At 64.4% G+C, this 24,301-nt stretch carries 18 protein-coding genes and 1 pseudogene; 12 read left to right on the top strand and 7 right to left on the bottom strand.

The window, feature by feature from the left end; all coding sequences use genetic code 11:
- Positions 1-10: 10 nt before the first annotated feature.
- The 11 genes from ACWPW0_RS19440 to ACWPW0_RS19390 all read left to right on the top strand — a co-directional run bounded on the left by ACWPW0_RS19440 (position 11) and on the right by ACWPW0_RS19390 (position 13,804).
- Complete coding sequence (locus tag ACWPW0_RS19440; protein ID WP_454256236.1) at positions 11-1,267, top strand: DUF1329 domain-containing protein; 1,257 nt, start codon at positions 11-13, stop codon at positions 1,265-1,267.
- Positions 1,268-1,396: 129 nt separating this feature from the next.
- Positions 1,397-3,463 (top strand): hydantoinase/oxoprolinase family protein, encoded by a 2,067-nt coding sequence (locus ACWPW0_RS19435; protein WP_454256235.1) that lies wholly within the window; start codon positions 1,397-1,399, stop codon positions 3,461-3,463.
- A 5-nt stretch (positions 3,464-3,468) separates the two neighbouring features.
- Positions 3,469-5,322, top strand: coding sequence for a hydantoinase B/oxoprolinase family protein (locus tag ACWPW0_RS19430; protein ID WP_447594203.1), 1,854 nt, complete (start codon positions 3,469-3,471; stop codon positions 5,320-5,322).
- A gap of 9 nt (positions 5,323-5,331) precedes the next feature.
- Positions 5,332-5,922 (top strand): isochorismatase family protein, encoded by a 591-nt coding sequence (locus ACWPW0_RS19425; protein WP_447594201.1) that lies wholly within the window; start codon positions 5,332-5,334, stop codon positions 5,920-5,922.
- The gene (locus ACWPW0_RS19420; RefSeq protein ID WP_454256234.1) at positions 5,906-6,286 is read left to right on the top strand and encodes a hypothetical protein; all 381 of its coding nucleotides are present in this window, start codon (positions 5,906-5,908) and stop codon (positions 6,284-6,286) included. Before ACWPW0_RS19425 ends, ACWPW0_RS19420 begins: the two co-directional genes overlap by 17 nt.
- A gap of 198 nt (positions 6,287-6,484) precedes the next feature.
- Positions 6,485-7,900 carry a 3-isopropylmalate dehydratase large subunit gene (gene leuC, locus ACWPW0_RS19415; protein ID WP_454256233.1) on the top strand — a complete coding sequence of 472 codons (1,416 nt, stop codon included), beginning with the start codon at positions 6,485-6,487 and terminating at the stop codon, positions 7,898-7,900.
- A 2-nt stretch (positions 7,901-7,902) separates the two neighbouring features.
- Positions 7,903-8,541, top strand: coding sequence for a 3-isopropylmalate dehydratase small subunit (gene leuD, locus ACWPW0_RS19410; protein WP_447594195.1), 639 nt, complete (start codon positions 7,903-7,905; stop codon positions 8,539-8,541).
- 113 nt (positions 8,542-8,654) lie between these two features.
- Positions 8,655-10,517 (top strand): sigma 54-interacting transcriptional regulator, encoded by a 1,863-nt coding sequence (locus tag ACWPW0_RS19405; RefSeq protein WP_447594193.1) that lies wholly within the window; start codon positions 8,655-8,657, stop codon positions 10,515-10,517.
- Positions 10,514-11,533, top strand: a complete 1,020-nt coding sequence (locus tag ACWPW0_RS19400) for a zinc-dependent alcohol dehydrogenase family protein (RefSeq protein WP_454256232.1) — start codon at positions 10,514-10,516, stop codon at positions 11,531-11,533. Before ACWPW0_RS19405 ends, ACWPW0_RS19400 begins: the two co-directional genes overlap by 4 nt.
- Positions 11,534-11,558: 25 nt before the next feature.
- Positions 11,559-11,984, top strand: coding sequence for a RidA family protein (locus ACWPW0_RS19395; protein WP_454256231.1), 426 nt, complete (start codon positions 11,559-11,561; stop codon positions 11,982-11,984).
- 50 nt (positions 11,985-12,034) lie between these two features.
- Positions 12,035-13,804 (top strand): acyl-CoA dehydrogenase C-terminal domain-containing protein, encoded by a 1,770-nt coding sequence (locus tag ACWPW0_RS19390; protein ID WP_454256230.1) that lies wholly within the window; start codon positions 12,035-12,037, stop codon positions 13,802-13,804.
- 128 nt (positions 13,805-13,932) lie between these two features.
- Here ACWPW0_RS19390 and ACWPW0_RS19385 read toward each other — a convergent pair whose 3' ends face one another.
- From ACWPW0_RS19385 to ACWPW0_RS19355, 7 genes are all read right to left on the bottom strand, one after another.
- The gene (locus ACWPW0_RS19385) at positions 13,933-14,664 is read right to left on the bottom strand and encodes a TorF family putative porin (protein WP_454256229.1); all 732 of its coding nucleotides are present in this window, start codon (positions 14,662-14,664) and stop codon (positions 13,933-13,935) included.
- 217 nt (positions 14,665-14,881) lie between these two features.
- A complete protein-coding gene (locus tag ACWPW0_RS19380) occupies positions 14,882-15,862 on the bottom strand; it encodes a helix-turn-helix domain-containing protein (RefSeq protein WP_447594183.1) in 981 nt (326 codons plus the stop codon).
- Positions 15,863-16,150: 288 nt separating this feature from the next.
- The gene (locus ACWPW0_RS19375) at positions 16,151-16,933 is read right to left on the bottom strand and encodes an SDR family NAD(P)-dependent oxidoreductase (protein WP_454256228.1); all 783 of its coding nucleotides are present in this window, start codon (positions 16,931-16,933) and stop codon (positions 16,151-16,153) included.
- Positions 16,934-17,053: 120 nt separating this feature from the next.
- Entirely contained in the window at positions 17,054-17,731 is a 678-nt protein-coding gene (locus tag ACWPW0_RS19370; protein ID WP_454256227.1) for a type 1 glutamine amidotransferase domain-containing protein, read from the bottom strand.
- A gap of 61 nt (positions 17,732-17,792) precedes the next feature.
- On the bottom strand, positions 17,793-18,236 hold the full coding sequence (locus ACWPW0_RS19365; RefSeq protein ID WP_447722273.1) for a cupin domain-containing protein: 444 nt from the start codon (positions 18,234-18,236) through the stop codon (positions 17,793-17,795).
- Positions 18,237-18,450: 214 nt separating this feature from the next.
- Entirely contained in the window at positions 18,451-19,344 is an 894-nt protein-coding gene (locus ACWPW0_RS19360) for an alpha/beta hydrolase (protein WP_454256226.1), read from the bottom strand.
- 19 nt (positions 19,345-19,363) lie between these two features.
- Complete coding sequence (locus ACWPW0_RS19355) at positions 19,364-20,236, bottom strand: phytanoyl-CoA dioxygenase family protein (protein ID WP_447594173.1); 873 nt, start codon at positions 20,234-20,236, stop codon at positions 19,364-19,366.
- Positions 20,237-20,608: 372 nt separating this feature from the next.
- Between ACWPW0_RS19355 and putA the strand changes: the two are divergent.
- A pseudogene (gene putA, locus ACWPW0_RS19350) lies at positions 20,609-24,292 on the top strand (trifunctional transcriptional regulator/proline dehydrogenase/L-glutamate gamma-semialdehyde dehydrogenase); the annotation flags it as partial.
- Positions 24,293-24,301 lie beyond the last annotated feature (9 nt).

Here is a 24,301-nt window from a genome sequence, read left to right as displayed (position 1 = left end):
GATAACAACAATGACATTCCTCAAGAATCACCTCGTCGCTTCCCTGGCGTTGACCTTCTCGGTCACGCTGGCGGCCCAGGCTGCCGAGCTGACCCCCGGCACGCGAATCGATGCGAAAAGCCTCGCGCAGCACATGGGCGATACGTTCGAAGGCCACGCCATCGGCGACCTGCTGACCGAACGCATGCAGATCCTGATCAAGGATGAAGGCCTGGCCATCACCCTCAAGACGTCCGAGCCGATCACCCTGGGCAAGGACTACATGGCGGCCACCAAGGCCAACGAAGGCAAGGCGGTGTACAACCGCGATACCCGTCAGGTCGATGGCTGGGTCGCCGGCATTCCGTTCCCCAACGTCAGCCAGGATGACCCGGATGCAGCGGCCAAGCTGATCTGGAACCACCACTACGCGCAGCCGACCAAGAACCTGCAGGACTATCCGAAGTTCGGCTACCTGTTCCTCAACGACAAGGTCGGCCTGGAACGTCGCCAGGAGTGGGCGTTCAAGCGCTACTACATGAAGGGCCGCCTGGGGGCTGCGCAAACCGTCGAGGGCGATGGCAGCATCCTGACCAAGACCCTGCTGTACGCGACATACCCCAACGACATCCGCGGTCTGGGCCTGTTCACCGTGCGTTACGACTCACCGAAGCTCGAGGACTCCTGGGCCTACGTGAAGTCGGTACGGCGTACCCGTCGCCTGTCCGGCGGCACCTGGATGGACCCGATCGGTGGCACCGACCAGCTCAGCGATGACATCGAGATCTTCAACGCCCACCCCAGCTGGTACCCGGACTACAAACTGCTGGGCAAACGCTGGATTCTCGCCGTGGCCAATTCCACCGGCGAAACCTGGAACCAGAAGGCCAGTGGCAATGCCGAGTTCCCGGTCATCGACCTGGACAACGCTCCGCACTGGAACCCCAAGGCCGAGTGGGAGCCGCGTGAAGTCTGGGTCGTGGAAGCCACGACGCCGCCGGAGCACCCGTACAGCAAGAAAGTCATGTACATGGATACCCAGTTCCCTCGCTTCTATCAGGCCGAGGCCTATGATCGCAAAGGGCAGTTCTGGAAATGGATGAACTATCACCTGAAAACCATCAAGACCGAGGATGGTGATGTGGGGATTATCTCCGCTGCGGGCTTCACCATCGACTACCAGCGCCGTCACGGCACGGTATTCGTACTGGGCGGCCCGCGCCTGAACACTCCGGGTGTCACAGCGGACGACGTCAACCTGCGCGAACTCGAAAAAGCCGCGCGTTAACAGGACGTGTGAGAGCGTCATAACCGAGCGCAATAGTTCTCACAAGACCTGATAAGCCGAATCAGCCGGGGTGCCGTTGCACCCCGGTCCAAGATGCACAACAAAGCCAAGAAAGTGCTTGGAGGCAACATGAGTTTTCGTTTGGGTGCTGATGTAGGCGGAACCTTTACCGACCTGCTCCTGATCAACGACGTGACGGGCGACAGCTATACCGCCAAGGTGCCTTCCACGCCGCACAACCCCTCCATCGCCGTGCTCAACGGCATCGAGAAGATTTGTCAGACCTCGGGCGTCGAACCGTCCGAGATCCGCTCCGTGATGCACGGCACCACGGTGGCCACCAACGCCATCCTGACCCGTCGCGGCGCCAAGGTCGGCCTGGTGACCACCAAGGGCTACAAGCAGGTGCTGCACATCGCCCGCTCCTTCGTGCCGGGTGGCCTGGGCGGCTGGGTGACCTTCAACAAGGGCGAGCTGCTTGCCCCGCTGGAGCTGACCGTCGAAGCTGACGAGCGCATCGACACTAATGGCGCCGTGGTGCGCGAGCTGGATCGCGAGGCGATCCGTAGCGAACTGCTCACGCTCAAGAATGCCGGCATCGAAGCGCTGACCATCAGCCTGATCAATGCCTATGCCAGTGGCGCACACGAGCAGGCCATCCACGAGATCGCCCGTGAAGTGATGCCGGGTGTACCGGTGTCGCTGTCCTCGGAAGTGGTCCCGGAGATGCAAGAGTACGAGCGCACCGAGACCACCGTGGTCAACAGCTATGTGCGCCCGGAAGTGGCCAACTACCTGGAACACCTGCAGGGCGAGCTGTGCAGCCGCCTGCACCCGGATGTGCAACTGTCCATCCTGCGCTCCGACGGTGGCTTGGCCACCAGCCAGTCGGCAGCCAGCACGCCGGTCAACCTGCTGCTCTCCGGCCCTGCCGGCGGTGTGGCCGGGGCGATCTGGTTCTGCTCGCGCGGTGGCTACAGCAAAGTCCTGACTTTCGACGTTGGCGGCACCTCCACCGACGTGGCGCTGATCGACAACAACCAGGCGCGCATCCGTCGCGAAACCCGCGTCGGTGACGTGGCAGTCCGCGCGCCGTCGGTCGACGTACGCACCATCGGTGCCGGCGGCGGTTCCATGGCCTCGGTACCCGAGCTGACCAAGGCCCTGCGGGTCGGCCCGGAAAGCGCCGGTGCGGTCCCTGGCCCGGCGGCCTACAACAAGGGTGGCACCGTCGCCACCGTGACCGACGCCAACGTGGTGCTCGGCTACCTGCCGGCCGAACAGAAACTCGGTGGTGACTTCCAGGTGCGCAAGGACCTGGCGACCACGGCCGTGCAGGCCATCGCCGACGCCATGGGTGTGTCGCTGTTCGAGGCCGCCGAAGGCATCGTGCGCATCGCCAACGAACACATGTTCGGTGCACTGCGCCTGATCAGCGTCGAGCAGGGCTATGACCCGCGCGACTTCGCCCTGTGCGGTTTCGGGGGGGCCGGTCCGTTGCACGCCAACGCCCTGGGTATCCTGATGAACGCCTGGCCGGTGATCATTCCGCCGGGTCCGGGCGTGCTCTGCGCCTACGGCGACGCCACCACGCGCGTCAAGGACGAGGCCTCGCGCTCGCTGGTGCGCCGCGTCAGCGACATGAGCGTCGAAGAGGTCGCGCAGATTCTCCAGCAGCTCGGTGACAGCGTGCGCAGCTCGCTGGCCTCGCAGAGCATTCCGGCCGAGGTGCAGCAACTGACCTGGCAGGCAGACGTGCGTTACCAGGGCCAGGCCCTGTTGCTGACCCTGGATATCGACCCGGACAAGCTGGCCAGTGAAGGCATGCAGGCCATCACCGCCGCCTTCGATGCCGAGCACGAGCAGCTGTTCACCTTCGCCCTCAGCGAAGCCCACGAACTGGTCAACCTGCGGGCCATCGCCCGTGCCCCGCGCCCGGACATCACCGAGCGTGCCTTCGAAGGTGCCGGCAACAGCCTTGCGCAAGCGCAGGTCGGCGAGACCCCGGTGCATTACGCCGGCCAGGACTACAGCGCGGCGCTCTATGCGCGCGGCAAGCTGAGCCCGGGCCTGGTCGTGCCGGGTCCGGCCATCGTCATGGAAATGGACTCCACCACCCTCGTCCTTCCGGGTTACGAAGCGGCCGTGGACCGCGTCGGCAATCTGTTGATCCGCCCGCTGGGCCATCAGGAGTAAGCGTCATGGTTGCGCGCATCAAACAAGAAAACAGCAATCCGTTCCAGCGCGTCGACGTCGACGGCATCACCATCGACATCGTCGAGAACGCCCTGGGCAACGCCCGTAACGAGATGGACGCGGTGCTCTTTCGTACCGCCATGAGTCCGGGCATCCGCGAGCAGGGCGACGCCTTCCCGATGATCGCCACCAGCGAAGGCAAGATGATCGTCGGCCAGTTCGGCTCGTTCATCACCGGCTTCCTGAAGAACTACGAAGGCGATATCGAAGAGGGCGACGTATTCCTCACCAACGACCCGTACCTGTGCGGCGGCGCGGTCAGCCATCTGCCGGACTGGCTGGTGCTGATGCCGATCTTCAAGGACGGCCGGGTGATCAACTACGCCGCGATGTTCGGCCACATGTCCGACGTGGGCGGCAAGGTGCCAGGCAGCCTGCCGACCAACGCCAGCTCGATCTGGGAAGAAGGCATTCGCATCCCGCCGGTGAAGCTGTACCGCCGTGGCGAGATGAACAGCGACATGCTCGATGTGATCCTGCACAACGTGCGCATGCCGCGTTGGAACCGTTCTGACCTGAACGCCATCGTCGCCGCCTGCCGTACCGCCAGCAAGCGCTGCGTGGAACTGGCCGAGCGCTTCGGTGACGACGTGTTCTACAGCGCCCAGCAGGAAATGCTCGAACGTACTCACCGGGCGATGAAGGAAGTCATCGGCCGCGTGGTGCCCGAGCACCGCCAGGAGTTCGAGGACTACATCTGCGACGACGGCGCCGGTCTCGGCCCGTACACCCTGCGTTGCGCCCTGTGGCGCGAAGGCGACAAGGCGATCTTCGACTTCGAAGGCACCGACCCGCAGGCGCCTTCATCGGTCAACTTCTACGTCAACGAAGAGATGTTCAAGATCTTCTTCGGCGCGTTGACCATCAGCCTGTTCGACCCGGCGATCCTGCTCAACGACGGCTTCTACGACCTGGTCGAAGTGCGTATTCCGCAGGGCTCGATCCTCAAGCCGAACTTCCCGGCCGCACTGTCCTGCCGCACCCACCTGCTGGGCCGCATCTTCGACATGATGGGCGGGCTGCTCGGCCAGGGCACGCCGCAGGCGATGAACGCCGCCGGCTTCTCCGACTCGCCGCACTTCATGTACTCGGGTTACGACCAGCAGGGCGAGTGGTTCCAGCTGTTCCAGATCGGCTTCGGTGGCATTCCGGGACGCCCGGTGGGCGACGGGCCGGATGGTCACTCGCTGTGGCCGGGCTTCACCAACGTGCCCAACGAGTTCGTCGAGGCGTACTTCCCGCTGCGCATCGAAACCTACGAGACCCTCACCGACTCCGGCGGCGCGGGCCTGCACCGTGGCGGCAACGGCCTGCGCGTGGCGTACCGCTTGCTGGTCGACGGCGAAGTATCGATCCACGACGACCGCTGGCTGACCTACCCCTGGGGCGTCAACGGTGGCGCGCCAGGCGAGCGCAGCCGCAAGGAACTGATCCGTGCCGATGGCACCCGGCAGATGCTGCCGGCCAAGTGCGACAACATTCAGGTCAAGGCGGGCGACCTGGTGCTGTTCGACACCTGGGGTGGCGGTGGCTGGGGCGACCCGCTGCAGCGCGATCCGGCGAAGATCCTCACCGACATCCGCAAGGGCCTGGTCAGTGCCGAAGGCGCTCGTCGCTACGGCGTGGTGATCACCGATGGCGTCGTGGACGACGTGGCGACCCGTGCCCTGCGTGAGGTCATGGCGGCCGAGCGCGGCGAGATCCAGCTATTCGACCGTGGCGGCACCCTGGACGAGCTCAAGGCGCGGTGCCTGGCCGAAACCGGCCTGCCGGCACCGACCACCCCATCCTGGACCTGAGGAATCGCCATGGCTCTGGATTCTCGCTCCCTGTCCCCGGCCCAGCGCTATGCGCTGGTGCTGGTGGACCTCTCGGTCGGTTTCACCGATCCGACGAAAAGCCCGCTGGCCAGTGAATGCCCGGCGGTAATCGAGGCCAACCGCAAGTTGCTGGAGGCGTTCCGTCGTCGCGGCTGGCCGGTGTTCTTCACCACGGTGGCCTATGACGACGCGGCGCAGGCACACGTCTTCCGCGAAAAGATCCCGGCGCTGAATGTGCTGGCGGCGGGCTCGGAGCTGGTCGAAATCGACCCGCGCCTGGCTCCGCAGGAAGGCGAGCCGGTGCTGGTCAAGTTCTGGGCCAGCGCCTTCTTCGGCACCGACCTGGCCCAGCGCCTGCGCGATGCTGGGGCCGATGGCGTGATGGTCACCGGCCTCACCACCAGCGGCTGTGTGCGGGCGACCGCACTGGATGCCTTGCAGCACGAATTCCGTGTGCTGCTGCCCGAGCAGGCGGTGGGTGACCGCGATGCGGAAGCGCACCGGGCCAACCTGCGCGACCTGCAGATCAAGTACGCCGACGTACGCGACCTGGAGGATTGCCTTGCGCTGCTGGGCTAGCGCGCTGGCGCTGGTCGCTGTCGCCGGGTGCTCGGCGCCGGCGCCGAGCCACGGTCCGTCGCCAGCGGCGGGTGTGGCTGGCGGCGCGCTGTGTGAAGTGTTCGTCGAGGCCTGGGTCGGTCATTTCCAGGCCAACGTGGCGAAGCTCGATGGACAACAGACGGCCTCCCTCGACCAGGCGTTGGCGCAGGCACGCCAGGCGCTGAACGATGCCGGACAGGATGAGGCCACCTGCCGGCGGCCGTTCTGCATCGTGCAGCCGAAGGCCGGTGGCCGGCTGGACAGTTATTGCGGCTACCGGATCGCTGATCCCGGTGGCAACGAGTTGTATCGCTGGGTGCCCTGGACACCCGTCAGGCGCTGAGAACCTGCCCACGACCTGCTGCGCGTCGGCTAAACGGTGTTGAAAACGGCTTCGGAATACTCGCTTGCCACTCGTAAACCCGAGTGCGGGCCCAGTCCACTTCTCAGCCATTGTCGCCACCGTTTGGCTCTAGCTCGCGAGGTCATGAACAGGGTCTGACAGAACAAGAACAGCAATTCAATTGCCGAGGTAATCACCGTGAGAGCACAAACGCTCTACGACAAGCTCTGGGATCGTCACCGGGTCGAGGATCTGCCCGATGGCTCCACACTGCTCTATATCGACCGCCACCTGCTGCACGAAGTCACGTCGCCGCAGGCCTTCTCCAACTTGCGCCTGACCCAGAGGAAACCCTGGCGCGTGGACACCAGCCTGGCCACGCCTGATCACAACGTGCCGACCATGAGCCGCGAACAGGGCCTGGGCGGTATCAGCGACCGTATCGCCCGGCAGCAGATCGCCGTGCTGGAAAGCAACAGCCGCGAGTTCGGCATCCCGCTGTTCGCGCTCAACGATATGCGCCAGGGCATCGTCCATGTGGTCGGTCCCGAGCAGGGCCTGACCCTGCCAGGCATGACCCTGGTCTGCGGCGACTCGCACACCGCCACCCATGGCGCGCTGGCGGCGCTGGCCCATGGCATCGGCAGCAGCGAGGTCGAGCATGTGCTGGCGACCCAGACGCTGCGCAGCCGCAAGCTGAAGAACTACCGCATCCGTGTCGAAGGGCAACTGGCGCTCGGCGTCACCGCCAAGGACCTGGCCCTGTACATCATCGGCCTGATCGGCAGCGCCGGAGGCAGCGGGCATGCCATCGAGTTCTGCGGCCCGGCCATCGAGTCGATGTCGATGGAAGCGCGCATGACCCTGTGCAACATGAGCATCGAGGCGGGCGCGCGCGTCGGCCTGATCGCCTATGACCAGGTCACCGAGCAGTACGTGCGTGGCCGCCCGCTGGCACCGACGCCGGAACATTGGGAGGCGGCGGTCGCCTACTGGCGCGAGACCCTGCATTCGGACAGCGACGCGCAGTTCGACCAGGAACTGCTGATCCAGGCCGATGACATCCTCCCGCAGGTAACCTGGGGCACGTCGCCGGAAATGGTCATGCCGATCAACGGCCGGATCCCGACCCTGGACAGGGCGCGCGATGCCCTGCAGCGCCTGGACTGGGAGCGTGCACTGGCCTACATGGACCTGCAACCGGGCCAGCCGCTGGCTGGCGTGGCGCTGGACCGCATCTTCATCGGCTCCTGCACCAACGGCCGTATCGAAGACCTGCGTGCGGCGGCCGAAGTGCTGCGCGGCCGCCGCGTGCATGAGCGTATTCGCCAGGCACTGGTGGTGCCGGGCTCCGGCCTGGTGCGTTTGCAGGCCGAACGCGAAGGGCTGGACCGCATCTTCAAGGCGGCCGGCTTCGAGTGGCGCTCACCGGGCTGCTCGATGTGCCTGGGCATGAACGCCGACCGGCTGAGCCCCGGCGAGCGCTGCGCGGCGACCTCCAACCGCAACTTCGAAGGTCGCCAGGGCAAGGGCGGGCGTACGCATCTCATGTCGCCGACCATGGCCGCCGCCGCTGCCGTGGCGGGTGAACTGACCGACTTCAGGAATCTATGAGCATGCAGCCGCTGATCACTCACCAGGGCATCATCATTCCGCTGAACCGGGCCAACATCGACACCGACATGCTGCTGCCCAAGCAGTACCTCAAGAGCCTCGAAGCCTCGGGGTTCGGGGGCTTCCTGTTCGACGACGAGCGCTACCTCGACCCGGGGGAAATCGACACGCCGCTGGACAAGCGCCGCGAGAACCCGGATTTCATCCTCAATCAGTCGCCCTATCGCCAGGGCAGCGTGGTGCTGGCGCAGGCCAACTTCGGCTGCGGTTCCAGCCGTGAGCACGCGGTCTGGGCGTTGCGCGATTTCGGCGTGCGCGTGGTCATCGCGCCCAGTTTCGGCGATATCTTCCGCAACAACTGTTTCAACAACGGCGTGCTGCCGCTGGTGCTGGAGCAGGGGGTGGTGGATGAGCTGTTCGTCCAGGCCGAGGCGCAGCCTGGGCTGCAGGCCGAGGTAGACGTCGAGCGGCGCTTGCTTTCGGTAGGGGGCGGGGTATGGTGTTTCGAACTCGATGAAGGGCGCCGCCAGCGCCTGCTCAACGGCCTCGATGAGGTGGGCGAGAGCCTGCACTACGGGCCGCAGATCAGTGCGTACGAGGAACGCCGCCGGCTCAGTGAGCCCTGGCTGTTCCGCAGCTGAGCGTCCCGAAGCCTGTTCATGTTCTCCAGCGCGTGAGCAGGCTCCAGGTTGTGTACGGCGTTTCGTATATGAGCTGGGCCCGTGCATTATAAAAATAAGAGGGTTAGCAAGCCGTGGAATTCGCCAACGCGGAACTCGACCGTGTCAGGATCTGCCTGATCGGCAACTCGAAACTGAGCCAGGTGGTGCATAGCCTGATTCCGGAGTTCGAGGCGCTGGCCAGCATCACCATCATCGACAATATCTTCAACGATGCGGTCAAGGCCGCGCGTGACCTGATCGAACGGCAGCAGGTGGATATCTTCATCAGCGCCGGGGCCAACGCCTTCTATCTGCAAGATACGCTGCCGATCCCGGTGCTGGCGCTGAAGGTGGAGCAGGCCGACCTGATCCAGGCGGTGCTCACCGCGCGGCGCATCTCCTCGAAGATCCTGCTGCTCAGCTACGAGCGGCAGGAAACCAACGTCGAACTGCTCAGCCTGTTCGATGGTGTCGAGCTGACCCACCACACCTACAGCACCGCCGAGCACGCCAAGGAGATCTTCCACAGCGTGCGCAACGAGGGCTTTGGCGTGGTCATTGGCTCCAGCTACGCCTGTGACCTGGCCGAGCATGCCGGGCTACAGTCGGTGCTGCTGTACTCGCGCGAGTCGTGCCGTAACCTGCTGCGCAAGGCGATTCGCCAGGCCGGCCAGCACAAGCGCGAGCAGCAGCAGATGGCCATCGGCCAGTTCCTGCTGGAGCAGAACCAGCAACCGCAGATTCTCACCAACCGCAGCGGCGGGGTGGTGGCGTGGAACGCGGCGGCCAGCACGCTGATCCCTACCATCGGCCGACGCCGGCGCCTGGACGGCGTGCTCGACAGCAAGATGCTCGAGGCGCAGAACCTGCGCGCCGAAGGCCTGCTGCTGGGCGACCGCCTGTGCAGCCTGAACAAGCAGCCGTTCGAGCTCGACGGCGAGCTGGTCGGCTTTCTCTACAGTTTCCAGCTCAGCCCGCTGGCCTTACCCCAGGACGACAGCCGGCGCCTGGTGTTCCAGTCCAGCCGCATGGCGGAAGTGCAGAACCAGTTGAGCGTGTACGGCGCAACGCCCGGTACCGTGCTGATCCGTGGCGAAACCGGTACCGGCAAGGAGCTGGCGGCGCGCCAGGTGCACGTCTCCAGCGCCAACGCCAAGGGACCGTTCGTGGCGATCAACTGCGCGGCGATCCCGGCCGAGCTGTTCGAGTCGGAACTGTTCGGCTATGCCGAGGGCGCGTTCACCAGTGCCAAGAGCGGCGGCAAGTCCGGCCTGCTGGAGAGTGCCAACAACGGCACCTTCTTCATGGACGAAATCAACTCGCTGCCCCTGCCGCAGCAGGCCAAGCTGCTGCGTGTGCTGCAGGAGCGCGAGGTGAGCCCGGTGGGTGCGCGCCGGCCGATCTCGCTGAACATCAAGTTCGTCGCGGCCTGCAACGTCGACCTGATGGACGAAGTGCGCGCCGGGCGTTTCCGTGAAGACCTGTACTACCGCATCAGCACCTTTGCCGTGCACATCCCGCCGCTGCGCGAGCGGGCCGAGGACATCCCGTTGCTGACCAGCTACCTGATGCGCCGCGAAGGCCTGCGCTACGCCCTCGAAGTGGAGCCGGACGCGCTGATCAAGGGCGTGGCCCCGGTATTCCGCCGCTACCACTGGCCGGGCAACGTGCGCCAGCTGGAGAACGTGGTGGAGCGGCTGATCGTCTCGCAGCGCCTGTACGGCAGTTGCGAGGCGCTGCTCGACGCGCTGCCGCGGGTGGTGCCGGAGCTGTATGCGCCGCTCAGCGAGGGCGAGAACGGTGGTCACCTGCATCACGTCGAGCAGGAGGAAATCGTCAAGGCGCTGCAACTGTTCGGCGGCAACAAGAGCATGGCCGCCGAGTACCTGGGCATCAGCCAGACCACCCTGTGGCGACGCCTCAAGCGCCTGCAGAGCGGGGAGGGCAACGCATGAAAGCCTGGCAGGCTACACCGCCGTTCGGTTTCGCGGCGCTGCGATTGATCGACGTGCCGCGCCCGACGCCCGGCCCGCATCAACTGTTGATCAAGGTGCACGCGGCGGCCCTGAATTACCGTGATCTGGAGATGGCCACCGGCACCTACCAGGGCCAGCCGCAGCAGGCGTTCACCCTGCTTTCCGATGGCGCCGGTGAAGTGGTCGAGGTGGGGGCGGCGGTGACGCGTTTCTCGCCGGGTGAGCGGGTCATCGGCTGTTTCTGGCAAGGCTGGGAGGCCGGACGCCTGGGCGACAGCAAGGGCGCGCTGCCCTTGGGTGGCCCGCTCGACGGCATGCTCAGCGAATACGTGCTACTCGATGAGCGCGGCGTGGTGCCATGCCCCGCACACCTGTCCTGGGAAGAGGCGGCGACCTTGCCCTGCGCCGCATTGACGGCCTGGCAGGCGCTGGTGGTCGAAGGTCAGTTGAAGGCCGGTGACTGGGTGTTGCTGCAAGGCACGGGCGGGGTCTCGCTGTTCGCCCTGCAATTCGCCTTGCTGCACGGGGCGCGGGTGATCGTCAGCTCCAGCCAGGATGCCAGGCTGCAGCGCCTGGCTGAGCTGGGCGCGACCGGGCTGATCAACTACCGCCGCACGCCCGACTGGCATACAGAGGTCATGACCATTACCGCCGGCTATGGCGTCGACCATGTGCTCGAGGTGGGCGGTCCGAACAGTTTCGCCCAGTCCCTGCTGTCCCTGCATCCGAGCGGGCAGGTCAACGTGATCGGCTACCTGGGCGGCCAGCAGGGCGAGATCAACCCGCTGCTGATCCTGCAGCGCAATGCCCGGGTTCGCGGCATCGCCGTCGGCCCGCGGCAGTCGTTCGACGCCATGAACCGCGCCATCGAGGCCAGCGGCCTGCGTCCGCTGATCGACAGCGTGCACGACTGGCTCGACCTGCCCGGGGCGCTGGCGCACCTGCAGTCGGGGCAGCACGTCGGCAAAGTGGTGCTGCGCATCACGGCGGATTGAATCCACTTTTCATCAGGAGTACGTCATGCAGCAGCCTGTGCAGGCCATGCAACGGGTACGCACCGAGCCGGACCCCTTCGAGCCCTTTGCCCTGTCCCAGGCAATTACGGTGGGGGACTGGTTTTTCGTCTCGGGCCAGGCCGCCATGGACGCCCAGGGCGCGGTGGTCGGGGCCGGGGATTTCCTGCGCCAGGCCGAGTGCGCTTTTGCCAACCTGGAGCAGGTGCTCAAGGCCGGTGGCTCCAGCCTGGATGACGTGGTCAAGGTCACGCTGTTCCTCACCGACATGCGCCATTTCCCCGAGGTCGTGGCGCTGCGTCGTCGGTTTTTCCGTCCGCCCTATCCGGCGGACAGTATCGTTGAAGTCAGTGCGCTGGCGTTGCCCGAGCTGATGTTCGAAATCGAGGCCGTCGCCGTACGCGGTGCCGGCGCTGGCAAGGCGACCGGTTAGGCCCTCTCACCCTTCGCGTCCTGTACGCGAACCATTACGAGTAGTCCGTTATGCCCGAATACAACGCTCCCCTGCGCGACCTGCGCTTCGTTCTCCACGAGGTGTTCGATGCACCGAGCCTGTGGGCCCGCCTGCCGGCCCTGGCCGAGACCGTCGACGCCGAGACCGCCGACGCCATTCTGGAGGAGGCGGCCAAGGTCACCGGCGGCCTGATCGCTCCGCTCAACCGCAGCGGTGACGAGGAAGGCGCACAGTGGGTCAACGGCGCCGTCAGCACCCCGGCCGGGTTCAAGCAGGCCTACGCCACCTATATCGAAGGCGGCTGGGTCGGCCTCTCCGGCAATCCGCAATACGGCGGCATGGGCATGCCCAAGATGCTTGCCGTGCAGTTCGAGGAAATGCTCTACGCCGCCGGCTCCAGCTTCGCCCTGTATTCCGCGCTGAGTTCTGGCGCCTGCCTCGCCATCGACGCCCATGCCAGTGAAGCACTGAAACGCACCTACCTGCCGCCCATGTACGAAGGCCGCTGGGCCGGCTCCATGTGCCTGACCGAGGCCCATGCCGGCACTGACCTGGGCATCATCCGCACCCGCGCCGAACCGCAGGCCAACGGCAGCTACAGCATCAGCGGCAGCAAGATCTTCATCACCGGCGGCGAACAGGACCTGACCGAGAACATCATCCATCTGGTGCTGGCCAAACTGCCGGATGCCCCGGCCGGGCCGAAAGGCATCTCGCTGTTCCTGGTGCCGAAGATCAAGGTCAACGCCGATGGCTCGCTGGGCGCCAGCAATGCCGTGAGCTGCGGTTCCATCGAACACAAGATGGGCATCAAGGCCTCGGCCACCTGCGTGATGAACTTCGATGGCGCCGAAGGCTACCTGATCGGCGAGGAGAACAAGGGCTTGGCGGCGATGTTCACCATGATGAACTACGAGCGCCTGTCCATTGGCATCCAGGGCATCGGTTGCGCCGAGGCGTCCTACCAGTGCGCCGTGGCCTACGCCCGCGAGCGTATCCAGAGCCGTGCGCCGAGCGGCCCGCAGGCCAGGGACAAGCTAGCTGACCCGATCATCGTGCACCCGGACGTGCGGCGCATGCTGCTGACCATCAAGGCCATGACCGAAGGCGGCCGCGCCTTCGCCAGCTATGTGGGCCAGCAGCTCGACCTGAGCAAGTTCAGCGAGGACGCCACCGAGAAACAGGCCGCCGAGAACCTGGTGGCGCTGCTCACCCCGGTGGCCAAGGCGTTCTTCACCGACAGCGGTCTGGAAAGCACCGTGCATGGCCAGCAGGTGTTCGGCGGCCACGGCTACATCCGCGAGTGGGGCCAGGAGCAACTGGTGCGCGACGTGCGCATCGCGCAGATCTACGAAGGCACCAACGGCATCCAGGCACTCGACCTGCTCGGGCGCAAGGTGGTGGCCAATGGCGGCGCCGCGCTGCGCCAGTTCACTGGCGAGATCCGCGCTTTCGCCACGGCGGACGTGCCCCATCGCGACGCGTTGCTGGACGCCGTGCAGCGCCTGGAAAACACCACCGACTGGCTGTTGCAGCAGGCCACGGGCAACCCCAACGAAGTCGGCGCCGCCTCGGTGGAGTTCCTGCACCTGTTCGGCTACGTCGCCTATGCCTGGCTGTGGTCGCGCATGGCTCAGGTAGCGGCGAGCAAACGCAGTGAAGACGAGGCGTTCTATGGCGCCAAGCTGGCCACCGCGGATTTCTACTTCCGCCGCCTGCTACCGCGCATTCTGGGCCTGGAGGCGAGTATCCGTGCCGGCAGCGAGCCGTTGTTCGGCCTGGACGCGGAGCAATTCTGATAACTGGACGAAAGCCTGGTACCGACGATTGAGCGTTGCGCGGCACCGTCCTGGTGACCGCGCTTTTTTGCTTGGGGCAGCTGCGCAGGTGACGGCTGCGTGACCTGCAAGGCGCCTATCAGCAGGTGTCAGAAGCTCTTCTTGACGCCGGCCACGAGGGTGGCAGAGCACAGGTCGTCATAGCCCATCAGGTTGCTGCACTCGGCTTTCGAGATGTCGGTGTCCACGTAGCTCAGGGACCAGGTGGCGCCGATGAAGTCCTTGCTGATCTTGGCGACCCACTCGTCGTAGCGCTGGCGCGTCTTGCCGCTGTTGGAGACCAGCACATCGTCCTTGTAGTCCACCACGCCGTAGTGGAGGCTCACGTCGATGTCGTAGGGCAGTTTGGTGTCGTAGCCGACCCAGTTCCACAGGTAGGACTGATTGCCCTCGTAGTTGTCGGCGTACTGCGTGGCGGCCTTGAAACCATAGGCGCTCAATACCGCGTAGGTTTCGTTGTAGTTCAGCTGCGAGGAGCGTGGATAGGTGTACTTGGCGTGGCCAACATCCAGGCTGATGTCATCGTTGATCTGCCAGAGGTAGCCGCCCAGGTAATCGAGTTCCTGACGGGTCTTCAGGCCATTGCCGAAGTCGAGATTCGATGTCCAGACCATGACGTAGAGGCCGGAGGAATGGAACAGCGTGGCACCTGCCTGCAGGGCCGGATCACCGAGGGTTTGCGACTGGCCGCGAGAGCGATAATCCGACACCACTTCCACATCGATCAGGAGGGACAGGTTGTCGTTGAGTTCGATGGCCTGGACAGTGGAGGCCGCAACAAGGCCGGCCACCAGACTTGCTCTGGAAGTTATTTTTTTCATTATGGAATCCCGCAAGGAATATAAGTTATAGGTGAGTAGCCAGGCGCCAATTATTCCGCGTGGAAAGTTGGCGTGCTTCGAATGTATCCATGGCAGGTAAACGTTATCGCAGCGCTGTCAGGCGGGATATCCGTATTCGGCAACTGGGTGCCGGATGGAGGCAGGCGTAATGGCGACACTTATCCTGGCGGTTGTCAGGAAATACGACGTCGACGAATTACAGACTCTTCAATTGGCGGCCGAGTGTTTGCGACGGCAGTTCACCATAGAAGTCATGGTAATACTTGGAGAAACGCCCGAGGTGGCTGAAACCAGCGCCCAGCGCGGCGCCCTGGATCTTGTCGAGCGGGGAGAGGAGCAAGATTTTCCTGGCTACATTGAGCCGGACATTGCGAATGTAATTGGATGGGGAAATACCCAGTATCGATTCGAAACTGTATTGCAACGTGCGCCGGCTGACGCGAAGGTGATTGCACAGTTCAAGAACACCAAGTTCCTGATTGTCGAAGTTGTTGAAGAAGAACTCGCAACTCTTGTCGACAATATAGGCGCGCGTAGTTTGCGACAGTGCGGCGTGAACATGGGCGCCGTCATTGCTTGCCAGCATGATTTCGGAGATGGAGCCAACGACTTTGTCGAAACTGTGCTGGATATGGCTGTCGTTCGAGAAACCGATGTTGCCTTCAACGAAGTGTTCCGAGGCGAAGTGCTCGAAATCGATGACCGAGCCGTTGGCAGGTGTGATGTACGTTTCGAACGGAAGGCGGCTGGAAATGATCTTGGATTCCGGCGCCATGTTCTCGAAGAAGTAGTCCTTGTCGATGGTGACGATGAAGCAGCGGATAGGGCTTCGGGCCACGGCATGAATCGGTCTGCCGGAGGACACGTGAAAGGTGCCGGAGTTGACGAACCTGCCGTTGAGCAGGATGTCGCTGTCGGACTGGATGTTGAGGAACAGCACCTTGTCCGCAGGCACCCTGCCGATCTGCTCGATCAAGGGGGTGTCGATGGTTTCCTTGGTGATCCGCACCTTGTCGCGAAAGGAGTAGTCGAGAATCGAGCCCTGGAAATTGGCCTTGCGCTCGAGCTGGTGATAGCGGTTATCAACCCACTCGTCGAGGCTGTTGGCGTGTTCGAATATGTCGCTCGAGAACGAGTAGCGGAAGCGGTTCTCTGTGCACGGGGCCATTGGGGTCATGATTCAGGCTCGTCAGGCTGGGCGATAGCATCCGGTTTGCCGCAGCGCGGCGGGGTTTTTATCCGGTGTTATGGCGCTGCTCTTCTTTTATTGGTTCTTGTAGGTTTTATGTCGAAAAACTGATGGCATGAAAAGCATTGATCCTGGGTTTTCCGTGCGCTCGTAATGCCTTGCGTCCTGCTGTTGTAGCGCGCCTGTTCGCGGTCCACATGGTAACGCCAATGGCTGCGCGTGTTAGGCGCCGGCTGTCCGATTCGGCCCTGTGACACGGCGCATCGCGCGGTGTTCTCACAGGTGCCCGGCGGTCACCCCACCATCGATGTTGTACACCGCGCCGTTGGTGTAGCTGGCGTCCTCCGAGCACAGGTGGAATATGGCCTTGCCGACTTCCAGTGGGTCGGCAAACCGACCGTTGGGCACTTCTTTCATGTAGGCCTGCATCTCGGCCTGTGGATCGGCTGATGCCGAAAACAGCTCATCCATCATCGGGGTCTGCACGAAGCCCGGGCAAACGGCATTGGCCCGGATGCCCTGTTGCCCATAGTCCAGGGCCAGGCAGCGCACCAGGCCGATAACCCCATGCTTGGAGGCACAGTATGCGGCATACCCGGAGGCGCCCCGCACGCCGGCATCGGAGCTGACTGCCACGAAGGCGCCTGCTTGCTGTTCGATGAACGTTTGCATGGCGTACTTCGCCAGCAGGTAGGTGCCGGTGAGGTTCACGGCGATCTGCATGTCCCAGTCGCGCCGGGGTGCTTCATGAACCTTGCCCGTGCGTGCCACGCCCGCGCAGGAGACGACTGCCGAGAGGTGGGTGAAACGCTGCCGGGCTTCGCTGAAGAGTGCGCTGACCTGCTCTTCATCGGTCACATCGGTGGTCACCGAGTGGAAGGTCGAGTAGGGCTGGACCCGGGCGGCTGTCGCTTCCAGGCCTTGTCGGTCGAGATCGCAGCCGAGCACCGCATAGCCGCGCTGGGCGAAGATCACGGCGGTCGCCTGGCCAATCCCGGACGCCGCGCCGGTGATCACGACCGTTGGACGTTGAGGGGGGTTACGGGTGTCAGGGGTCATGCTGCGGTACTCCACCGGTGCGCGTGAGCGCGTTGTTCGCCAAGAGCGCCTTGCTGGCACTGCCGTCCCCGCACACGTCGGGGGCGGCTGGCGCTGCGAGGCGCATGTGTGCCTTCGTGCTCAGTGGAGCAGCGCCAGGACCTTGTCGGCGACGGCAGCGGACGAGGCGGGGTTCTGCCCGGTGATGAGCAGGCCGTCCTGAACGCTGTGGTCGGCCCAGTCAGCCGCTTTGCTATAAACGGCACCGAGTTGCTTCAGCTCGGTTTCCACCAGGTAGGGCACATGGTTTTCCATGGCCACGGCGGCTTCTTCGCTGTCGCTGAAGGCGGTGACCGCGCGGCCTTTCACCAGTGGGCTGCCGTCTGGGTTCTTGACGTCCAGCAGGGCGCAGCCCGCGTGGCAGATGGTGGCGACCGGCTTTTGCTGGTCGAGCAGCGAGCGGATGAGGGCAATCGATGCCGGGTTGTCGCGCAGGTCCCAGAGCGGGCCGTGGCCGCCCGGGTAGATCACGGCCGACACACTGCTGGCATCGACGTCGGCAAGCTTCACCGTACGGGACAAGGCGTTCTGCAGCACCTGGTCAGCGAGGAAGCGGGCGTAGACCGGCGACGCCTTGAAAGCCTCGATGGAGGCGGGGTCTATCGGTGCTGTACCGCCCTTGGGCGAGGCCAGCACAACGGCTTTCCCCGCGTCGACGATCTTGAAATAGGGCACGAGAAATTCTTCCAGCCACAGGCCGGTTTCTCGTCCGGTGTCACCCAGCGTTTCGTGGGAGGTGAGTACGAACAGAACGCTCATGATTCATCATTCCTGGTAATCGGTGGGGCTCTCCCGGCAACAGAAGAGCAGGGGCCGGGGCTCAGTGAGTCTGCTGGTTCCACAGGTCTTGAGCGTCAGTCCAGGTCTGGTTGACCTGGCGGCCGTCCTCGAGAATCCAGGTCAGCGGGCCGACCATCTGCAGGATGAACGTGGTATCGGCCAGCATCTTGGTGGCGTCGTGTTCGGCACCGGTGGCTTCGTAGAGGAATCCATCCTTGATGCACAGCGCGCCGCCTTGTTCCGGGCCGCCACGTAGTTCGAGGATGCCGTCGAAGACATAACCCTCGGCCGGGCCGTGGTGGATGTGCGGCGCCAGGGTGGAGTCCTTCGGGCAGAAGAACAGAACGGTCCAGATGCCGAAGTCGGGGGAGACGTGGAGCAGCTTCCACTTCACGCCACCGCTGTGGAAATCGGCGGGGAAGTCTTGCCACGCCACCTCGTTCACTTGGACGTATGCATCCTGGTTTTTTTGTACGTGCATCATCAGGCCTCGTAATCAGGTCAGAACCATTTCTGATGCAGTCGAAGCTAACACCCGTTGAAAATGCGCCCTATCCGGAATTGGCAAGCCGGTTTTTTCCTTGCCGCAACGGGCGATGAATGGCGCGGCAATACTGGGAAATGGCACGCAGCGGATGGGCAGGAACAGGCGTGCTGGCCGGCAGCGCAGGTGCGGCTGCCGGCCGGGCGTGAAGGGGTTACAGGTGCTGCCTGAACCAGTCGATGGCATGCGCGGAGGAGGCGGTGAAACCGTCCAGGTAGGGGGTGAAGTGGCCACCGTCGAGCAGTTCCAGGCGCTTGGGCTGCAGGGCTTTCTCGTAGGCCTTGAGCGCCAGGTCGGTCACGGTCAGGGTGTCATGCCGGGCCACCAGCATCAGCAGGGGCGTGGGGCTGATGCGGGCGATCTCGTCACCGGGCTCGTACTCGTTGAGCAGCTCGATGCTTTTCAGGGTCACTTCGTTGCGCCAGGCGGGCGCGCGTTCCAGGTGGCTGCCCATGAAGAAGTCGTAGGAATCCTGGCCCGGCAGGGCGCAGTCGCTTTTCGGGTCTTGGTTGACCACTTCGACCAGCTCTGGCGCCGCGCCGGCGTAACGGGCCGCGCGGTCTGCGTTGAACGCCGCGAACATGTCGGGCAGCAGGTCCGGGCGCACGGCCAGGCGCAGGTCCATGGAGCCGCTGATGTCCGGCACCTGGGCGACCACGCATTTCACCCGGCGGTCGAACGCGCCGACCTGGAGCACGTGGCCGCCACTGTAGCTGGAGCCCCAGACGCCGATGCGTTGCGGGTCGATCGCTGGCAGGGTCATGGCGAAGCTGATCGCATCGCGGTAGTCGCGGATCTGCAGCAGCGGGTCGACCTCCTGGCGCGGCAGGCCTTCACTCGCGCCGAAGTTGCGGTTGTCGTAGATCAGCACGGCAAAGCCGGCCTGGGCGAAGGCCTCGCCGTACTTGTCCAGGTATTGCTCCTTGACCGCGCTGAAACCGTGGGCCATGACGATGGCCGGGTGGCGGGCGTCGGTGTTGTCCGGCAGGTACAGCCAGCCGGCCAGCGTCAGGCCGTCCTGCGTGCTGAAGGAAATATCGCGTCTCATCGGTGCGCTCTCATCGGGTTCACAGGATGTCTTCGGCTTTGGTATTCAGGGTGTCCGACGAGACCAGGTAGTTGGGGTCGCGCATTTCGATCCAGCCACAGAAGGGCGGGTTGGTGCCCCAGCCGAGCAGGCGCTGTACGTGTTCGGGGAACTGGCGAACGCGCTCGCGCGGCACGGCGATGTACTGGTTCTCTTCCTGGCGCAGGTAGCCCAGGACCAGGGTCGTGGCGATTGCCGTGCGCGGTTTGTCCTTGGTCACGTTCTGCCCGCCACCGTGATAGGTGGAGCCGAGGTAGAGCAGGCCATCGCCGGGGTTCATTTCCGCAGGCACGGACTCTTCGGCACGCGGCGCGCGGTCATCGTCCCATTTGTGGCTGCCGGGGATCACACGGGTGGCGCCGTTGGCCTCGGTGTATTCGCTCATGGCGTAGAGGATCTGCACCTGGCTGTCCGGGCCGGGGTGGCGGCGGTGGTGGGCGATGTCGTCACGGTGCAGCGGCTGCAGGCCCTGGCCCGGCATGATCATGATCGCCTGGGTCAGGGACATCTGCAGGACGGGAGTGGCTTCGAACGACTCCTGGTTCAGCCAGTACTTGAACGGCTTGCAGAGCCACTTCTCGGCGGCGCCATAGAACTGCGGCTGGGTGATCAGCTCCTGCATGTGCAGGGAGCGATTGAACAGGCCCGACAGGCGCCGGGTCTGGTTGCCGACGAAGAACCCTTCGCCATTGGGCGTGGCATCGAACTCCGCGCGCAGGTCCGCCCAGATGCCGTCCACCGTGGACGGTTTGAGCATGTTCTCGACGATGCAGCCTCCGTCTCGTTCGAAGCACTCGAGGATGTCATCGATGGTGGCGCTGCTGGGAAGTTTAACCAGGGATTTCTTAGTCATGGGGGGCACTGCCGAGAGGTAATTGAGACGCCTCTTTATACAAGTGCTGCCTTGAAGCGCTTAGCCATTATCGGCAACCGCTTGGTGCTGCCCGTCTGCCTCTTCCAGCCGCTGAAAGCCCCATCTGGCGGGATCTGGTGGTGCTTGCCGATTCTGGATACGTGCCTCGCGGCGTTCGGGAGTAGGTTGTATTCATGCCGTTTCCGGCTGCGCCCTGCCAGGCGCCTTGACCGCGCAGAACGACGTGGCCGGATGACGATGAGCACCTATCAAGCGTTTGGTCTGTCTGAGGTTTGCAAATTGATTAGTGGATTTGATTCTCCCGTCTCCGAGGGTATCGCGATGTCGATCGACGCTGGGCGATTGACCGTGCAGACGCCCCTGCGTCATGCGATCACGATGGCGTATCGGCAAGACGAGCAGGCGACGGTGGAGCGCCTGATGGGAGAAGTGGCCAGTCTGCGCACCCAGGAAAAGGACACCCAGGCCCTGGCCCATCGCATTGCCAGTGCCCTGCGTGGCGCGAAGGCGTCCGGCATCAAGGCCGGGGTGGTACAGGAGCTGTTGCAGGAGTTTTCCCTCTCGTCACGCGAAGGTGTGGCGTTGATGTGCCTGGCAGAAGCCTTGCTGCGCATTCCGGACAGCCATACGCGTGACGCGCTCATTCGTGACAAGGTGGCTGCCGGCAACTGGCAGCTGCATGTTGGCAGCGGCGCCTCGCTGTTCGTCAACGCAGCCTCCTGGGGCTTGCTGATTACCGGTCGCCTTACGTCCACCCGCAATGAGACGGGGCTGGCCGCGGTGCTGACCCGGCTGATCGCCAAGGGTGGCGAACCACTGATTCGCAAGGGTGTGAGCATGGCCATGCAGGTCATGGGTGGGCAGTTCGTCACCGGCGAAACCATCGCCGAGGCGCTGACCCATGCGCAGCGCCTGGAGAAGGAGGGGTTCCGCTATTCCTATGACATGCTGGGCGAGGCGGCGCTGACGGATGCGGATGCGCGCCGCTACATGGCGTCCTATGAGCATGCGATCCACGCCATCGGCAAAGCCTCCCAGGGGCGCGGCATCTACGAAGGCCCCGGCATCTCGATCAAGCTGTCGGCGCTGCACCCGCGTTACAGCCGGGCGAAGATCGACAGGGTGCAGACCGAACTGTACGCCCGCCTCAAACACCTGGCCGTGCTCGCCCGCCACTACGACATCGGCCTGAACATCGATGCCGAGGAAGCGGATCGCCTGGAGATATCCCTCGACCTGCTGGAGCGGCTCTGCTTCGACGAGGACCTGGCTGGCTGGAATGGCATCGGCTTCGTCATCCAGGCCTATCAGAAGCGTTGCCCGTATGTGATCGACTATCTCCAGGACCTGGCGCAACGCAGTGCCCACCGCCTGATGATTCGCCTGGTCAAGGGCGCGTACTGGGACAGCGAGATCAAGCGGGCCCAGGTCGATGGCCTGGATGGCTACCCGGTCTACACCCGCAAGTCGCACACCGACCTGGCGTACCTGGTGTGCGCGAAGAAATTGCTGGCCGCTCCGGAGGCCTTCTACCCGCAGTTCGCCACCCACAATGCGCACACCCTGTCTGCCGTCTACCAGATGGCTGGCAAGAACTACCAGCCTGGGCAGTACGAGTTCCAATGCCTGCACGGGATGGGCGAGCCGCTCTATCGCCAGGTCGTCGGCGCCATTGCCGATGGCAAGTTGAACCGTCCGTGCCGTATCTATGCGCCGGTGGGCAGCCATGAAACCCTGCTGGCCTACCTGGTCCGACGCCTGCTGGAGAACGGGGCGAATACCTCGTTCGTCAACCGGGTGGCCGACGAGTCGCTCTCCATCGAATCGCTGATCGAAGACCCGGTGGCCACCATCGAGAGGACGGCGGCGCACGAGTCTGGACGCGGCCTGGCCCATCCGCAGATCCCGCATCCCGAGCAGCTGTTTGCCCGGCGCGCCAATGCGCGCGGTCTCGACCTCAGCAACGAGCATGTCCTGGCCAGCTTGCTGCAGGACGTGCAGCTCGACAGCGAGCGACGCTGGAGCGCTTCGCCCATCGTCGACGGGCAGATGCTGTTCGAGGCCCGGCAAGCCATCTGTAACCCGGCCAACCGCAACGAGGTGGTCGGCCATGTGGCCGAGGCCTCGGTGGCGCAGGTCAGCGCTGCCGTTGCCATTGCCGTCGACGGCTTCGAGGCATGGTCGCAGACCCACCCGGAAAAACGGGCCGCCGTGCTCGAGCAGGCGGCAGATAGCCTGGAAGCCAGTACGCACCTGCTGATCGGCCTGCTTGTACGGGAGGCGGGCAAGACCTACGCCAACGCGATTGCCGAGGTGCGTGAAGCGGTGGATTTCCTGCGTTACTACGCCCTGCAGGTCAAAGGTTCCTTCGCGAACGATACTCACAGCGCCCTGGGGCCGATCGTCTGCATCAGCCCGTGGAACTTCCCCCTGGCCATCTTCACCGGTCAGATAGCGGCGGCCTTGGCCGCAGGCAACACGGTGCTGGCCAAGCCCGCCGAGCAAACCCCGCTGGTGGCCAGCGAGATGGTGAGGATTCTCCTGGCATCCGGGGTGCCGCCGTCCGCCCTGCACCTGCTGCCGGGGCGCGGCGAGGTCGTTGGTGATGCGCTGGTCGGCGATCCGCGGGTCAAGGGCGTGATCTTCACCGGCTCGACCGAGGTGGCGCGGATCATTGCCGCGCGCATTGCCGGTCGGGTCGATCAGCAGGGACGTTTCATCCCGCTGGTGGCCGAGACCGGCGGCCAGAATGCCATGCTGGTCGACTCATCGGCCCTGCCGGAACAGGTGGTCGGCGATGTCGTGGCATCGGCGTTCGACAGTGCCGGCCAGCGCTGCTCGGCGCTGCGCGTCCTGTGCCTGCAGGAGGAAATCGCCGGGCCGGTGCTGGACATGCTGAAGGGCGCCATGAGCGAGCTTGCCATCGGCTCGCCGCTGCTGCTTTCGACGGATATCGGCCCGGTCATCGATGACGAAGCCAAGGGCAATATCCTGCAGCATGTCGTGCGCCTGGAAGAGCAGGGCTTTCCCGTCTTCCGTGCCCGCGCGCAAGCCGAGGTGGACCAGCTGGACGGCACCTTCGTCGTGCCGACGCTTATCGAGCTTCCGGATATTTCCCATCTGGCCAAGGAGGTGTTCGGCCCCGTGCTGCACGTGGTGCGCTACAAGAGCAAGGACCTGCCGCGCCTGATCGGCCAGCTCAATGACCTCGGTTTCGGCCTGACCCTGGGCGTGCACACGCGGATCGACGAGACCATCGCCAAGGTCATCGACCTGGCCAAGGTGGGCAACCTCTACGTGAACCGCAATATCGTCGGTGCCGTCGTCGGTGTGCAACCTTTCGGCGGCGAAGGCCTGTCCGGCACCGGGCCCAAGGCCGGCGGCCCGCTGTATACCTATCGCCTGCTGTCTCGCTACCCCCGTGGCGCCATCGTTGCGGCACTGGAGTCAGCGGATGTCGCGCTGTCCAGCGACGCCTGCATCCGTACCGCGATGCAGGATGACCTGCTGGAGCTGGGTGCCTGGGCAACGTCCAGCCGTCGCAACGGCCTGGCCCTGGCGTGTTCCCGTTTCGCCCAGGCGACGCCGAGCGGGGTGACCTGCACGCTGCCGGGGCCGACGGGTGAGCGCAACCTGTACACGGTGCACCCGCGTGACGCGGTGCTGTGCATCGCCGACGAGGAGGAGGATCTCTTCGTGCAACTGGCGGCCGTCGTTGCCGTGGGCGGTGCCGCTGTCGTCGAAGGGCGACATGCCGGGGCGATCGCCCGCTTGCCACATTTCCTGAGTAGCCGCGTGCGGGTGGTGCAAAGCTGGCAGCACGAGTCCGTCGATGCCGTGCTGTTCCACGGCTCCAGCAGCGCTGCCGCGGCCCTGGCCAGGTCGGTGCTGGAGCACTACCGCGCAATCATCTCCGTCACGGCAATGGCGCCCGGATGCCTCGACGTTCCTCTGGAACGCTTGGTCTTCGAACGCTCCGTAAGCATCAACACCACGGCTGCCGGCGGCAATGCCAGCTTGATGACCATGGACTGAAACGATCTG

This window comes from Pseudomonas sp. Marseille-Q8238 (assembly GCF_965111915.1).
This window is presented reverse-complemented; position numbering and strand designations above follow the sequence as displayed.